The sequence below is a fragment of the Pelagibius sp. CAU 1746 genome (genome assembly GCF_039839785.1).
Lineage (GTDB): Bacteria > Pseudomonadota > Alphaproteobacteria > Kiloniellales > Kiloniellaceae > Pelagibius.
Genome location: NZ_JBDOQT010000003.1, coordinates 24,763 through 37,393, shown reverse-complemented (window position 1 = coordinate 37,393; position 12,631 = coordinate 24,763). Strand labels below are relative to the sequence as shown.

At 65.2% G+C, this 12,631-nt stretch carries 12 protein-coding genes and 1 pseudogene; 2 read left to right on the top strand and 11 right to left on the bottom strand.

The window, feature by feature from the left end; all coding sequences use genetic code 11:
• Nucleotides 1-11: 11 nt before the first annotated feature.
• The 10 genes from AAFN88_RS21625 to AAFN88_RS21580 all read right to left on the bottom strand — a co-directional run bounded on the left by AAFN88_RS21625 (nucleotide 12) and on the right by AAFN88_RS21580 (nucleotide 10,765).
• Entirely contained in the window at nucleotides 12-1,205 is a 1,194-nt protein-coding gene (locus AAFN88_RS21625) for a hypothetical protein (RefSeq protein ID WP_347522852.1), read from the bottom strand.
• Nucleotides 1,206-1,250: 45 nt separating this feature from the next.
• On the bottom strand, nucleotides 1,251-2,390 hold the full coding sequence (locus tag AAFN88_RS21620) for an ABC transporter ATP-binding protein (RefSeq protein ID WP_347522851.1): 1,140 nt from the start codon (nucleotides 2,388-2,390) through the stop codon (nucleotides 1,251-1,253).
• A 13-nt stretch (nucleotides 2,391-2,403) separates the two neighbouring features.
• A complete protein-coding gene (locus AAFN88_RS21615; protein WP_347522849.1) occupies nucleotides 2,404-4,215 on the bottom strand; it encodes an iron ABC transporter permease in 1,812 nt (603 codons plus the stop codon).
• Entirely contained in the window at nucleotides 4,212-5,078 is an 867-nt protein-coding gene (locus AAFN88_RS21610; protein ID WP_347522848.1) for a MurR/RpiR family transcriptional regulator, read from the bottom strand. The genes AAFN88_RS21615 and AAFN88_RS21610 overlap by 4 nt, the downstream gene beginning before the upstream one ends.
• A 251-nt stretch (nucleotides 5,079-5,329) precedes the next feature.
• Nucleotides 5,330-5,608, bottom strand: a complete 279-nt coding sequence (locus tag AAFN88_RS21605) for an acylphosphatase (protein WP_347522847.1) — start codon at nucleotides 5,606-5,608, stop codon at nucleotides 5,330-5,332.
• Entirely contained in the window at nucleotides 5,605-6,045 is a 441-nt protein-coding gene (locus AAFN88_RS21600) for a hypothetical protein (RefSeq protein WP_347522845.1), read from the bottom strand. The genes AAFN88_RS21605 and AAFN88_RS21600 overlap by 4 nt, the downstream gene beginning before the upstream one ends.
• 78 nt (nucleotides 6,046-6,123) lie before the next feature.
• On the bottom strand, nucleotides 6,124-6,411 hold the full coding sequence (locus AAFN88_RS21595; protein WP_347522844.1) for a GIY-YIG nuclease family protein: 288 nt from the start codon (nucleotides 6,409-6,411) through the stop codon (nucleotides 6,124-6,126).
• Nucleotides 6,412-6,510: 99 nt separating this feature from the next.
• Nucleotides 6,511-8,520 carry an acetyl/propionyl/methylcrotonyl-CoA carboxylase subunit alpha gene (locus AAFN88_RS21590; protein WP_347522842.1) on the bottom strand — a complete coding sequence of 670 codons (2,010 nt, stop codon included), beginning with the start codon at nucleotides 8,518-8,520 and terminating at the stop codon, nucleotides 6,511-6,513.
• Between the two features lie 71 nt (nucleotides 8,521-8,591).
• Nucleotides 8,592-9,224: a glutathione S-transferase family protein gene (locus tag AAFN88_RS21585; RefSeq protein ID WP_347522840.1), complete on the bottom strand. Its 633-nt coding sequence runs from the start codon at nucleotides 9,222-9,224 to the stop codon at nucleotides 8,592-8,594.
• Between the two features lie 8 nt (nucleotides 9,225-9,232).
• Nucleotides 9,233-10,765: an acyl-CoA carboxylase subunit beta gene (locus tag AAFN88_RS21580; protein ID WP_347522839.1), complete on the bottom strand. Its 1,533-nt coding sequence runs from the start codon at nucleotides 10,763-10,765 to the stop codon at nucleotides 9,233-9,235.
• Between the two features lie 246 nt (nucleotides 10,766-11,011).
• Between AAFN88_RS21580 and AAFN88_RS21575 the strand changes: the two are divergent.
• Both AAFN88_RS21575 and AAFN88_RS21570 read left to right on the top strand, forming a co-directional pair.
• Nucleotides 11,012-11,326 (top strand): annotated as a pseudogene (locus tag AAFN88_RS21575) (methyl-accepting chemotaxis protein); the annotation flags it as partial.
• Between the two features lie 162 nt (nucleotides 11,327-11,488).
• A complete protein-coding gene (locus AAFN88_RS21570; protein ID WP_347522914.1) occupies nucleotides 11,489-11,896 on the top strand; it encodes a globin family protein in 408 nt (135 codons plus the stop codon).
• Between the two features lie 24 nt (nucleotides 11,897-11,920).
• Here the strand turns inward: AAFN88_RS21570 and AAFN88_RS21565 are convergent, their stop codons facing one another.
• A complete protein-coding gene (locus AAFN88_RS21565) occupies nucleotides 11,921-12,625 on the bottom strand; it encodes an ATP12 family protein (protein WP_347522838.1) in 705 nt (234 codons plus the stop codon).
• Between the last annotated feature and the right edge of the window lie 6 nt (nucleotides 12,626-12,631).

Sequence of the window (12,631 nt, the reverse complement as noted above, 5' to 3'; positions counted from 1 at the left end):
CGCCGTAAAGGTCAGCTCAGGGCAAGGTAAAGCGCGAGAAAACCGTACTTGGAGTCGTAGATCTTTTCCGGGTCGATCGCCCAGAGTCGAAGCGAGTCGAAGGGCTTCAGATCGAACTCCTTGAGCTGCTTGGCTTCGACGCTGGACCGTGCGGCATAGTCGCCGGGCTCGTTCCAGGGCTCGAACCCCTCTTCCATCATATAGCGGACCAACAGCTTGGCCGCGTTGGGATGCGGCGCCCTGTCGGCGATCAGAAGAGATGTCGGGTAGGTCACGCCGAATACCGGCTCCAGGTCATAGGCCGGCACCGCGGAGTAGACCCCCTCTTCATTCAGCCGCATCTTCGAGAAGGTGGTGATGCCGATCGGCGGATTGTCCTGCTTCACATCGGCGACATTCTTGAAGATCTTCGTCGTCGATCCCTGGAAGACAGGCTGATTGGCGAGGAAGCGGTGCAGCCACTCCATCGAGGCGGTCGGCGCATCGATCGTGGCATTGTCCTCGACCGCTTCGATGACGGCCTCGGAGTACTTGATGTCCTCGCCGAACTCCTTGCGATAGGCTTCCTCCATCTCCTCAGGATGATGAAGGATGCTCTGGATGAACATGGCCGAAAGGCTGTCCTCCAGAGGGCTCGGCATCAAGGTGCGGCCATGCCACTCCTCGCGCGTCAGGTCCCACAGATTGTCGATCGGCGGCCCATCCGGATTGAGCGCCGAGTTGTAATAGACGATCCTGCTGCTGTGCCGCTGAACCAGGAGCGGCGACTTTTCCCCGTCTTCCAACTCGCCGGCGACATTGGCCGGAACGAAGTTCCATACCAGCCCGTCGGGCAAGGCTTCATTCAGAAGCAAGGGGGCTTCCGCGTTGAACAGGACATCGACGCTGTAGACTCCGGCTTTGTGCTCGCGCCGGAATTTTTCGATCTGCAGGTCGGAAGGAATGTCATAGCCGACCAGTTCGATGCCGTACTTCTCCTTGAAGCCGTCCACCAGCTTGGCGATGCGCGACGAGACGGAATAGATCACCACCTTGCCTTCCTTGCGCGCCGCCGCCTCGATGGCATCCCAGTCCTGCTGGTCGCTGGCGAAGGGACCGACGCCGGCCGCCTTCTGCCAAGCTTCGTCAGCCTGAACGGCACCCGGCACGGCAAGCCCCGCCAACAACCCGAGAACGATGGCTCCACGCCTTGAGTATCTACGCATCTCTTTCCTCCCTTTATCTTTGTTGGTTGACGTGTTGGGCCGATCCTAGACTTGCTGGCCTGCGGCCAGGCGAACCGGCCGGCCCGAAGCCGCTTCCCTCTCCGCATCGATGACGCGTCCAGTTCCCGCGTCGTAGACATTCAGCGCCGCCGCATTGAAATCGACCCGGACGGACTGGCCGCATTCGATCTCGGAATCGTGCGCGACACGCGCAATCAGCGTGGTGTCCCCGCGGCACACCTGAACGATGGTTTCCGGCCCGTTGGGCAGCACCGATGTCACCTCGTAACTTCCATCGGTATCCTGAGGAACCAGGCAGAGGTCGAGGTCCTCGGGGCGGGCACCGACGATGACCTTGACGACACCGGGGGACCAGGGCAGATCCAGGCTGATGTCTCCGTTGGTGTACTCGCTGCCGCCGCCTCGGCCTTGCTCCAGCGGGATCAGGTTGATACGCGGCATGCCGATGAAGTCGGCCACGAAGGTCGTGGCGGGCCGGCGATAGAGTTCGCCCGGGGGCGAGACCTGTTGGATCTGTCCGTCTTTCATGACGACGACCCGCGTCGACATGGTCATCGCTTCGGTCTGATCGTGGGTGACATAGACCGTGGTCGCGCCGGCGGCGGCCTGAAAGCGCTTCAGCTCGACGCGCATGTCCATCCGCAAGCGCGCGTCGAGATTGGATAGCGGCTCATCCATCAGGAAGATCGGCGGCTTCGTCGCCAGCAGACGCGCCAGGGCCACGCGCTGCTGCTGGCCGCCGGACAGCTCGGAGGGATAGCGGTTGCGGTAGCTCGACATCCCCAGGTCGTCAAGCACGTGCTCGATCCGCTCTTCGGCGTCGGCTTTCGGCATCTTCAGGACATCGAGGCCGAACTTCACGTTGTCATGCACCGTCATGTGCGGCCACAGAGCGTAGCTCTGGAAAACCATGCCCAGGTTGCGCTTTCCGGGCGGCATGGCGATCCGCCGTTGAGAGGAAAAAACGACGTCCTCCCCCAAGGCGATTTCGCCGGCATCGGGGATCTCCAGACCGGCGAGGCAGCGCAGCAAGGTCGTCTTTCCACAGCCGGACGGGCCCAGCAGAACCAGGAACTCGCCGGCCTCGATACTCAGGGAGACGTTGTCGAGTGCGACGGCGCCGCCGTACCGCTTCGTAAGGTTCCGAACTTCAATGGTGGCCATCGGCTCTTCCCTGTCAGGATTGTTTTTCGTGCAGCCTTGTCAGCTTGCTCTTGCCCAACGCCCACAGCAGGAGCTCGCCGATGATCGTGAGCACAGCCACGATCAGAACAAGAGCGTTGGATAGCTGGGTAAGCCCCTCTTCCGCATATCCGAAGCCGACGGTCATCAGCACCCGCGTCGACGGGGTCACGAGCAGGATGATGAGCGACAGCTCGCGCATCACCCCGACGAAGCTGACCATCATGCCCGACAGAACGCCGGAGCTCGCCAGCGGCATGATGATCCGCCGGAAACGCAGGGCCCAATTCGCACCGGTCAGTTCGGCCGCTTCCTCCAACTCCTTGCCGATCTGCGTCACCGCCGTAACACCGGTCTTGACCGAATACGGCAGGCGGTTGACCACGGAAATCAAGATCAGCAGCGTGAAGGTGCCGTAGAGCGCCGGTATCGGCCCGCGCGGCTCGGCGAACATGGTCAGATACATCGCGCCGAAGGCGATGGTCGGAAACAGGAAGGGAATAAAGGAAATCTGATCGAGCAGGCGCGCCAGCGGGTTTTCCCGGCGCCGCACGACGATATAGGCGATCAACAAGCCGATGACCGCGGCGATTACCGCCGAGATAAAGGCCAGCTTCAGAGTGTTCCAGGTAGCGCCCAGGATGTTCTCGTTGTAGAGGACGCCGGGTTCTCCGAAGGCGATCTCGGGGTTGGACTGTCCAACCCAGAATTGCCAGGTGAAGTTCTCGCCGCTGTAGAAGCCGTCGACCAGCATGACGGACTGGAAGCCGAGCAAGATCAACGGCAGCACGCCGACCACGAACGCGAAAGCGGCCACCGCGCAGAAAACCGGCCAGCGCCACGGCCCCAGGCCGATCTGGCGGCTGCGGAACCCCTTGCCGCTGATGGTCTCGAAGCGGCGGGTCTTGGCGCCGACGAAGCGGTTGGAAAACCAGATCGCCACCAGGGACATGGCGATCAGCACGATCGCCAGAACGAAAGCCATGGAATCGAGCCCGAGGGCCAGGTTGGCGTAGACCATGGTCGCGATGGTGTGGAACTGCACCGGCGCGCCCAGCAGGAAGGGCAGCGCGAACTGTCCGATGGTCTTGCCGAAAGTCAGGATGAAGGCGGCGGCAAAAGCCGGCGCCACCATCGGAAAGGTGATGCGGCGCAAGATCGTCAGCCGCGAAGCGCCGGAGATGAGCGCGCTCTCTTCGATCTGTGAATCGATGGATGCGAGGGAGCCGGCAACCAGAAGATAGGCGAAAGGAAAATAATGGATCGCCAGCGTAATGGAGATCGGCACCATGCCATAGGACAGCCACTCCGGCGGCGCCGTCCCGAGGAAAGCTTCATAGAGACCGGGCTGCCCGCCGACCCGCGGGCTGCGAAAAACCGCTTCCCAGGCCAAGGCGATCGCGAAGGACGGTACGATATAGGGCAGCGTCAACAGCGGCTGCAGCCAGTGCTTTCCGGGCATGTCGGAGCGGGCCACGCACCACGCGAGCACGCCGCCGGCCAGCAAGGCCATCACCGTCGCTATCGCGCCCGTCAGCAAGGTGTTCACCAGGGGCCCGTAGAGCATCTTGCCGGAAATCGGCCCGGCCGTCGCCTGCAGCCAGTGGAACCACGTGAACTCGCCGGGTACGGCCTCCGGTGAAACCCTGCGGTCCCCCGCCCCCCAGGTGAGGGTCTGCACCACCAGTTCTATGAATGGCCAGGCCACGAGGTAGGCCAGCACCGCCAAGAGGAGCAGCATCAGAAGGTTCACCGGGTCCAGCGCCATCCGCTTTAGCGGCCGGTCCGATGCGAAAGCGATACTCATGGCTGCCCCTCGTCGTTCTCGAATTCCGCCCGTAGCTGCTCGAGAGACTCGAGCCCGGCGACCGCCCGCTCCGGGTCCTTGTGCGCCAGCGTCATCGCCAGCGCCTCGCAGACCAGCATCGGGCCGGTGCGCAGCGCCATCTCGCCCTCGTCGGGGCGGCTGACGCTCAGCAGCTTGTCGGGGCGCGGGCGCAGCGTCGGCCCCAGGGAATCGCTCACCACCACCGACTTCGCCCCGACCCGCCGGATGTGCCGTAGAAGCGCGGAATAACCCGCGGGCAAAGACGCCAGCGACTGGAAGGCGAAGCCGATCACCGCGTCCCCTTCGCGCAATCCGATGAGATGCTCGACCAGGTCGCGCTGCTGCAGGTTCACGGCGACCGCCGTGCGGAAGCCGGCACGGCGCAGACGCCGGTCCAGATGCGTCGCAAGCGGAACGGCGCTGCCGCGGCCGACGAGATAGATCGTCCCGGCAGCCGCCAGGACATCCGCTGCCTCGTCAATGTCCTCCTGCGAGAGCTTCTCCGGAATGGCGGCCAGCGCCGCGATCTCGCTGTCGATCAGCCTGATCAGGTTGGAGCCGCGGTCGATGCGGTCGAGCCGGCGGCGGATACGGTCGTCCTGGCCCGAGACGATGCTGCTCTCCCGGCGCAACACCTTGCGCAGATCGAGGTATCCCTCGAAGCCCAGCTTGTGGGCCAGACGCACCACGGTGGACGCATGCACGTCCGCCCGCGCCGCCAATTCGCCGGCCGACTGAAAAACCACGCTGCCGGGATCGCCCAGGATGATGCCCACCAGTGTCCGGTCCGCTTCGGTCAGCCGGCCCTCGTAAGCTTCCACGATCTCCTTGAAACTCTGCACCCTTCGCCTCCCGCCCGGCGCCTTTCCCGGCATCGGTTATGCAATAAAGACTATCATTAATTCGTATTTATGCAACATAAATTGCATTTACTGGCCGGCGCCCGTGCCGGGTGGAGCGCCCTCGCGGACCGCAGACGGCCAAGACGGCCAGATCGCCGAAGGCGTTTTTCGGCGCCCGCTGCGGCGCCACGAGTTTTCAGGACGGTGGATTGAGGGGGCGCGGCCGGGTCACCCGTCCGGGCCGCGCACCTCTAAGCCGTTGGCTTGACGACGAACCCTGCTGCAACCGGCACACCGTGCTCGAAGCGGTCGATGGCGGTCACCTGGGCCAGCGGCGGACCCTCCCAAAGCGCCTGGATCATGGCCTCGACGACCGCCGGCTCGCCCGCCAGGACCGCCTCCACGGTGCCGTCGCGGCGGTTGCGCACCCAGCCGTCGAGGCCCAGCGCCCGCGCCTGCTGCTCGGTCCAGGCGCGGTACCACACCCCCTGGACCCGCCCCGCGACGACGACCCGCACGGTCATGCTCATGCCTCCTCTTCGGCCTCTGCCGCCCGCCCGCCGGCGGCAGGATAGAGCGCGGAAAAGGCGATGACCACCGCGCGGCGGGCGCGCTCCTCCCAGAGGTCGCGGCGCAGCCACTGGTCCTCCACCGTCAGCTCCGGGTCGTTGCGGTTCTCATGGCTGAGGCGGTTGCGCAGGGCGCGCAGCCAGCGATAGTCGCGGTCGGACACGCCGGGCAGGCTCTCCCTCTTGGACCCGCCTTGGGCCTCGGTGACGGCGCAGGCCAGCATCACCGTCGCCGCCCAGGCGCCGGCGCAGAACACCGACTGCAGGTCGATCATCAGGGCGCAGGCCTGCTCGCTGGGGGCCGCGGCGCCGGCGCGGGCATGGCGCGCCTGGGTCTCTTCGAACCAGAGGCGCCGTTCGTCCCAGACCTCTTCGCTCGGGCGGTCGAGATGTTCCATGGTTGGACTTGTAGCAGAGCTCTACCCTCGCCACAGCTACGGCTGTCGTCCCAGGACTTGATCCCGGGACCCAATGCCCTAACCGTTCAACCGATCATAGAGGTCTTCCCACTCCGGATTGTCGCGCTCGATCAGCTGGATCTTCCAGGTGCGGTGCCACTCCTTCAGAGTCTTCTCGCGCTGAATCGCAGGTTCGATCTCCTCGTGAGCCTCGACATATACCAGACGTGTGATCCGGTATTTCTGGGCAAACTTCGAACCGCGCCCCTGCCGGTGCTCCCAGACACGGCGAACAACGTCGTTGGTGACACCAATGTAAAGCGTTCCGTGCTTGCGGCTGGCGAGGATGTAAACGTAGTAGGCCATCGCCTAACGCCAACGCCATTGGGTCCCGGGGTCAAACCCCGGAACGACAGTGGAATGTGTGGATAGCCTTCGCTAGACCGGCCAGCTCTACGCTCTGCCTTATTCGAACTCCAGGATCGCCTGGTCGACGGCCAGGCTCTCGCCCGGCCCGGCATGGACCTTGGCCACGGTGCCGTCGCGTTCGGCGCGCAGCACGTTCTCCATCTTCATGGCCTCGACCACCGCCAGTTCCTCGCCGGCCTTGACCGCCTGGCCTTCCTCGACCTTCAGCGACATCAAGAGGCCCGGCATGGGCGACAGCAGGAAGCGCGAGAGGTCGGGCGGCTCCTTCACCGGCATGCGCTGGGCCAGCTTGGCGGCCAGCGGAGTCAGCACCAGGGCCTCGATGTCCGCGCCGTTATAGCCGAGGCGCAGCGCCGGGCCCCGGCGGTCGACCTGCACCGTCACCGGGCGGTCGTCGATGAAGCAGGGCAGCACGATGTCGCCCAGCTGCGCGCCGGTCTCGATCAGCAGGTCCTTCGCCCCGCCGGTGACGCGGAAGGCGCCGTCCTCGGGCGTGACCCTGCGCGGGTGCGCCTCCTGGCCCGCCAGCATGACCACCCAATCGGCCGGCTTGGCCGGATCGAAGACCACGCCGCCGTCCATCTGGCCGGAGATCGTCGCCGCGCGGGCGGCGCGCTGCTGCTCCAGGATGGCCGCCACGGCGATGAGGATGTCCAGCGTCTCCCCGGTGACCTCGGAGCCCTGGAAGCCCTCGGGGAATTCTTCGGCGATGAAGTTGGTCGACATGTTGCCCTCGCGGAAGCGCGGGTTGGCCATGACCGCGTTCAGGAAGGCGATGTTGTGGTTGATGCCGCGGATGCAGTAGGCGTCGAGGGCCGCCTGCATGGCGGCGATGGCTTTCTCCCGGTCCGGGGCGTGGGTCACCAGCTTGGCGATCATCGGGTCGTAGAACATGGAGATCTCCGAGCCCTCCTCGACGCCGCTGTCGATGCGCACCGTGGCGGAGGCGTCCTCCGGGCTGCCCGGCGTGCGGTAGCGCACCAGGCGGCCGATCGACGGCATGAAGTCGCGCAGAGGGTCCTCGGCATAGACGCGGGTCTCGACGGCCCAGCCGTCGAGCTTCACGTCCTTCTGCCCGAAGCTCAGCTTCTCGCCGGCGGCGATGCGGATCATCCATTCGATGAGGTCGAGGCCGGTGATCATCTCGGTCACCGGATGCTCGACCTGGATGCGCGTGTTCATCTCCAGGAAGTAGAAGTTCTTGTTCTTGTCGACGATGAACTCCACCGTGCCGGCCGAGACGTAGTCCACCGCCTCGGCCAGGGCGACGGCCTGCGCCCCCATGGCCGCGCGGGTCTCGGCGTCCAGGAAGGGCGAGGGCGCCTCCTCCACCACCTTCTGGTGGCGGCGCTGGATCGAGCATTCGCGCTCGTGCAGGTACAGCGTATTGCCGTGGGTGTCGGCCAGCACCTGGATCTCGATGTGGCGCGGCTCCTCGATGAACTTCTCGATGAAGACCCGCTCGTCGCCGAAACTGGAGCGCGCCTCGTTGCGCGCCGAGCGCAGGCCGTCGCGCGTCTCCGCCTCGTTGCGGGCGATGCGCATGCCTTTGCCGCCGCCGCCGGCCGAGGCCTTGATCATCACCGGGTAGCCGATCTCGCCGGCGACCTTCACCGCCTCCGCCTCGTCGTCGATGGCGTCGGGGTGGCCGGGCACGGTGGAGACCTTGGCCGCAGCGGCCAGCTTCTTGGAGGTGATCTTGTCGCCCATGGCGCCGATGGCCTTCACCGGCGGGCCGATGAAGACCAGGCCGGCGGCGTCCAGCGCCTCGACGAACCTGGCGTTCTCCGACAGGAAGCCGAAGCCGGGATGGATCGCTTCGGCGCCGGTCTGCTTGGCGGCGGCGATGATCTTGTCCATCACCAGGTAGCTCTCGGCCGCCGCCGCCGGGCCGATGCCCACCGCCTCGTCGGCCTGCTGCACGTGCAGCGCCGTGGCGTCGGCATCGGAGTAGACCGCCACCGTCCGGATGCCCAGGCGCTTGCAGGTCTTGATGATGCGGCAGGCGATCTCGCCCCGGTTCGCGATGAGGATTTTCTTGAACATTCGCCCCTAAAGCCCTGTTTTTATTGGCCGCAATTATCCTCAGGCCCGACTGTCGCCCCCTGAACCCACGTTCACACCTTGCGGTCGTCGCTGTCCATAAGGCGTCCAGCAAAGGGTACATAGCCCGGCAGTTCCGGGAAACGATCGATCCACGCCCCGACCCCCGGAAAGCGCGCCAGGTCGAAGCCGCCCTGGTCGGCCACATGGGTATAGGCATAAAGCGATATATCGGCGATGGAGGGCTGCTTGCCGAGCAGCCAGTCCTGCCCGGTGAGCTGCTTTTCCATCACCGACAGCGCGGCGTAGCCGCCCGCTTCCTTCGCCGCCCACTGGGGCTCGTTCTCCGGCGTCTTGCCGGTATGCCGCTTCCAGAAACGCAGCACGGCGATATAGGGCTCGTGGCTGTACTGTTCGAAGAACATCCACTGCAGCGCGCGAGCGCGGCCCAGCCGGTCGTCCGGCAGGTAGGGCGTGCCCTCGGCCAGGTAGAACATGATGGCGTTGGATTCCGCCAGGAAGGTTCCGTCCTCCAGTTCCAGCAGCGGAATGCGCCCGTTGGGGTTCTTGGCCAGGAAAGCCGCCTTGCGCGTTTCGCCCTGGATGGCGTTCACCTCAACCAACTCATAAGAAACATCCAGAAGATTCAGTGTTAACAAAGCCTTATAACCGTTACCTGAATCCGGATCGTCGTGGAGTTTCAACATAGGTGTCCTCAGAGCGGCAGGTTGTCGTGCTTCTTCCAGGGGTTCTCGAGCTGCTTGTCGCGCAGCATGTTGAGCGCCTTGCAGACCCGGCGGCGGGTGCCGTGCGGCTTGATCACGTCGTCGATGAAGCCGCGCGAGGCGGCGACGAAGGGGTTGGCGAACTTCTGGCGGTACTCCTCGGTGCGCGCGGCGATCTTCTCCGCGTCGCCGATGTCGCCGCGGAAGATGATCTCCACCGCCCCCTTGGGGCCCATGACCGCAATCTCCGCCGTCGGCCAGGCGTAGTTCACGTCGCCGCGCAGGTGCTTGGACGACATGACGTCGTAGGCCCCGCCATAGGCCTTGCGGGTGATCACCGTGACCTTCGGCACCGTCGCCTCGGCATAGGCGAAGAGCAGCTTGGCGCCGTGCTTGATGATGCCGTTGAACTCCTGCGAGGTACCCGGCAGGAAGCCCGGCACGTCGACGAAGGTGACGATGGGGATGTTGAAGCAGTCGCAGAAACGCACGAAGCGCGCCGCCTTGATGGAGGAGGCGATGTCCAGGCAGCCGGCCAGCACCATGGGCTGGTTGGCGACGAAGCCCACGGTGTTACCCTCCATGCGCCCAAAGCCGGTGATGATGTTGCCGGCGTAGGCGGGCTGGATCTCGAAGAAGTCGCCGTCGTCGACCACCTTCTCGATCAGCTCCTTCATGTCGTAGGGCTTGGTCGCGTCGGGCGGCACCAGGGTGTCGAGCGACAGGTCCTCGCGGGTCGCCGGGTCGTCGGTGGGCCGCCAGGGCGGCGCCTCGCGGTTGGAGGCCGGCAGGAAGTCGACGAAGCGGCGCAGTTCCAGAAGGGCCTCGACGTCGTTCTCGAAGGCCAGGTCGGCGACGCCGGACTTGGTGGTGTGGGTGATGGCCCCGCCCAGGGCCTCGGCGGTCACCGTTTCGTGGGTCACGGTCTTCACCACGTCCGGGCCGGTGACGAACATGTAGGAGCTGTCCTTGACCATGAAGATGTAGTCGGTCATGGCCGGGGAGTAGACCGCGCCGCCGGCGCAGGGGCCCATGATCATGGAGATCTGGGGCACCACGCCGGAGGCCAGGACGTTGCGCTGGAAGACCTCGGCGTAGCCGGCCAGGGAGGCCACGCCCTCCTGGATGCGCGCGCCGCCTGAGTCGTTGAGGCCGATGACCGGGGCGCCGACCTGGATGGCCTTGTCCATGATCTTGCAGATCTTCTCGGCATGGGCCTCGGAGAGCGAGCCGCCGAAGACCGTGAAGTCCTGGCTGAAGACGAAAACCAGGCGGCCGTTGATGGTGCCGTGGCCGGTGACCACGCCGTCGCCGGAGACCTTCTGCTGCTCCATGCCGAAGTCGATGCAGCGGTGCTCGACGAACATGTCCCACTCCTCGAAGGAGCCCTCGTCGAGCAGGATCTGCAGGCGCTCGCGGGCGGTCAGCTTGCCCTTGGCGTGCTGGGCCTCTATCCGCCGCTGGCCGCCGCCCGTAGCGGCCTGGTCCCGCATTTCCTCAAGTCGTTGGAGGATATCCTGCATGGCGCGCCTTCCCTGCTCAGTCCCCGGCCTGATCGTTGCGATTGCTGATAGCACGAGCGAACCGACCGCACCAGCGGCCGGGAGGATGCCGGGGCCGCCGAAACCCGCGGAATTAGCCACTCGTTAACGGCGTTTCCTTACAAAGGCTCAAGGAATCCCACAAGGTGCCTCGCCAACTCACAGTTCCAAGCAGGAAAACCCTCCATGCCCGCAGCCCCTACCCGCGCCGCAGCGCCGCAGATCACCGACGAAGCCCAGGAAGAAGAGGGTATCGCGGCGCAAATTCAGGCTTTGCGTAGCGAAGTGGAGAACGTGGCCGCCATGGCCGGGCAGATTGAAGCCATCGCCAAGCAGACCAACCTGCTGGCTCTCAACGCCACCATCGAGGCGGCCCGCGCCGGTGAGGCCGGCCGCGGCTTTGCGGTTGTGGCCGGTGAGGTCAAGCAACTGGCCGGACAGACCGCAAAGACCACCGGCGAGATCGCCGAGATCGCCGACAGCCTGACCCACCGTATCGAGCGCCTGGCGGAACTGACGGAAAGGGATCTGTCCGCGACCGCGGTCCCGTCAAGCGCCTTCGCTGCGCCCCGTGCCCCCGAAGCCGCCCCCGCCGCACCGCCGGCCGAGGCGAGCATTCCCGGCGAAGCAAGCGCTCCCGGCGAACCGCCCCCTCCGGCGCAAACGGTTGCGGCTCCGCAACTCTCGGCGAAGGAGATCGCGCTGGTGCAGGAGAGCTTCGCCCTGGTCGATCCCATTGCCGACGCCGCCGCCGGCCTCTTCTACAACAAGCTGTTCGAGATCGACCCCAGCACCCAGACGCTGTTCAAGGGCGACATGGCCGATCAGGGCCACAAGCTGATGAGCGTCTTGAAGACTGCCATCGCCAGTCTCGACAAGTTCGATCAGCTGGTGCCGGTGCTGAAGATCATGGGCCAGCGCCACCTCACCTACGGGGTCGAGTTCAAGCATTACGAGAGCGTCGCCAAGGCCCTGTTGTGGACCTTGAAAGAAGGCCTCAAGGAAGCGTTCACTCCGGAGGTGGAGCAGGCCTGGGCCAAGGTCTACGGGACCTTGGCCGAAGTCATGATGCGAGGCTCACAGGAGCCATTAGCAACGAAAGAAATATCATAATAATCAATATATTGTCAGAAATTATTATCTAATAAGATCAAACAAAAGAGCGGCATCCTCCAGCTCCCGTGCCAGGTTCGCGCGCTGCTCCGACGCCTCGGCGTCCGTACCCCACTTCTCCGCCTGATACAGTTCGTCGAGTTGCGACAGGGCCACCGCCTGGGCGGCGTCGATGCGCCCTTTGGAAAGGGCGAGGCCGACAAGCAGGGACCCCGCCGCTTTCACCGCCGCCGCCAGGCCCGTCAGTTCCAGGTCGCTGTGCTCCTCCACCGCCAGCTTCAGGGCCTCCAGGCTCTCCGGAGACTGGGGCTGTGAAATGATCCCGCAGGTTTTCTTCAGCGGCGCGCGCAGCTCTTCGGCGGCCCAGTCCAGCAGCGGCTGCCAAAGCCGCTGCTGGCGGCGCAGCAGTTCTCCGGTTTCATCGGTCCAGTGGCACAGCAGGTCGTGGCTGCCGTAGCTGGCCACCTCCTCGACGATCGCCGGGCGGTGCGGCGCGACGATATCGATGGCGGTGCAGACCAGGCTGTTGAGCGCCATGGCCTGGGGCAGCACATCCTCCCCCTGGCCCTGCCACTCGGCGGCCACCGCTTCCGCCAATGCGCGCGACGGCACCACCAGCGGGGCCTTGGCCGGCGTCCGCACCGCGCGGCCGTCCAATTCCACCGCATAGCCGCCTTCCGCCGGCGCGGCGGCAACCTGTTTGTAGAACCGCTTGATCTTCTGCTGCATGGGTCC

Coding starts and splice junctions, on each gene's coding strand:
- AAFN88_RS21625 (WP_347522852.1), bottom strand. CDS start 1,205: ATGCGTAGATACTCAAGGCGTGGAGCCATCGTTCTCGGGTTGTTGGCG.
- AAFN88_RS21620 (WP_347522851.1), bottom strand. CDS start 2,390: ATGGCCACCATTGAAGTTCGGAACCTTACGAAGCGGTACGGCGGCGCC.
- AAFN88_RS21615 (WP_347522849.1), bottom strand. CDS start 4,215: ATGAGTATCGCTTTCGCATCGGACCGGCCGCTAAAGCGGATGGCGCTG.
- AAFN88_RS21605 (WP_347522847.1), bottom strand. CDS start 5,608: ATGAGCATGACCGTGCGGGTCGTCGTCGCGGGGCGGGTCCAGGGGGTG.
- AAFN88_RS21600 (WP_347522845.1), bottom strand. CDS start 6,045: ATGGAACATCTCGACCGCCCGAGCGAAGAGGTCTGGGACGAACGGCGC.
- AAFN88_RS21595 (WP_347522844.1), bottom strand. CDS start 6,411: ATGGCCTACTACGTTTACATCCTCGCCAGCCGCAAGCACGGAACGCTT.
- AAFN88_RS21590 (WP_347522842.1), bottom strand. CDS start 8,520: ATGTTCAAGAAAATCCTCATCGCGAACCGGGGCGAGATCGCCTGCCGC.
- AAFN88_RS21585 (WP_347522840.1), bottom strand. CDS start 9,224: ATGTTGAAACTCCACGACGATCCGGATTCAGGTAACGGTTATAAGGCT.
- AAFN88_RS21580 (WP_347522839.1), bottom strand. CDS start 10,765: ATGCAGGATATCCTCCAACGACTTGAGGAAATGCGGGACCAGGCCGCT.
- AAFN88_RS21565 (WP_347522838.1), bottom strand. CDS start 12,625: ATGCAGCAGAAGATCAAGCGGTTCTACAAACAGGTTGCCGCCGCGCCG.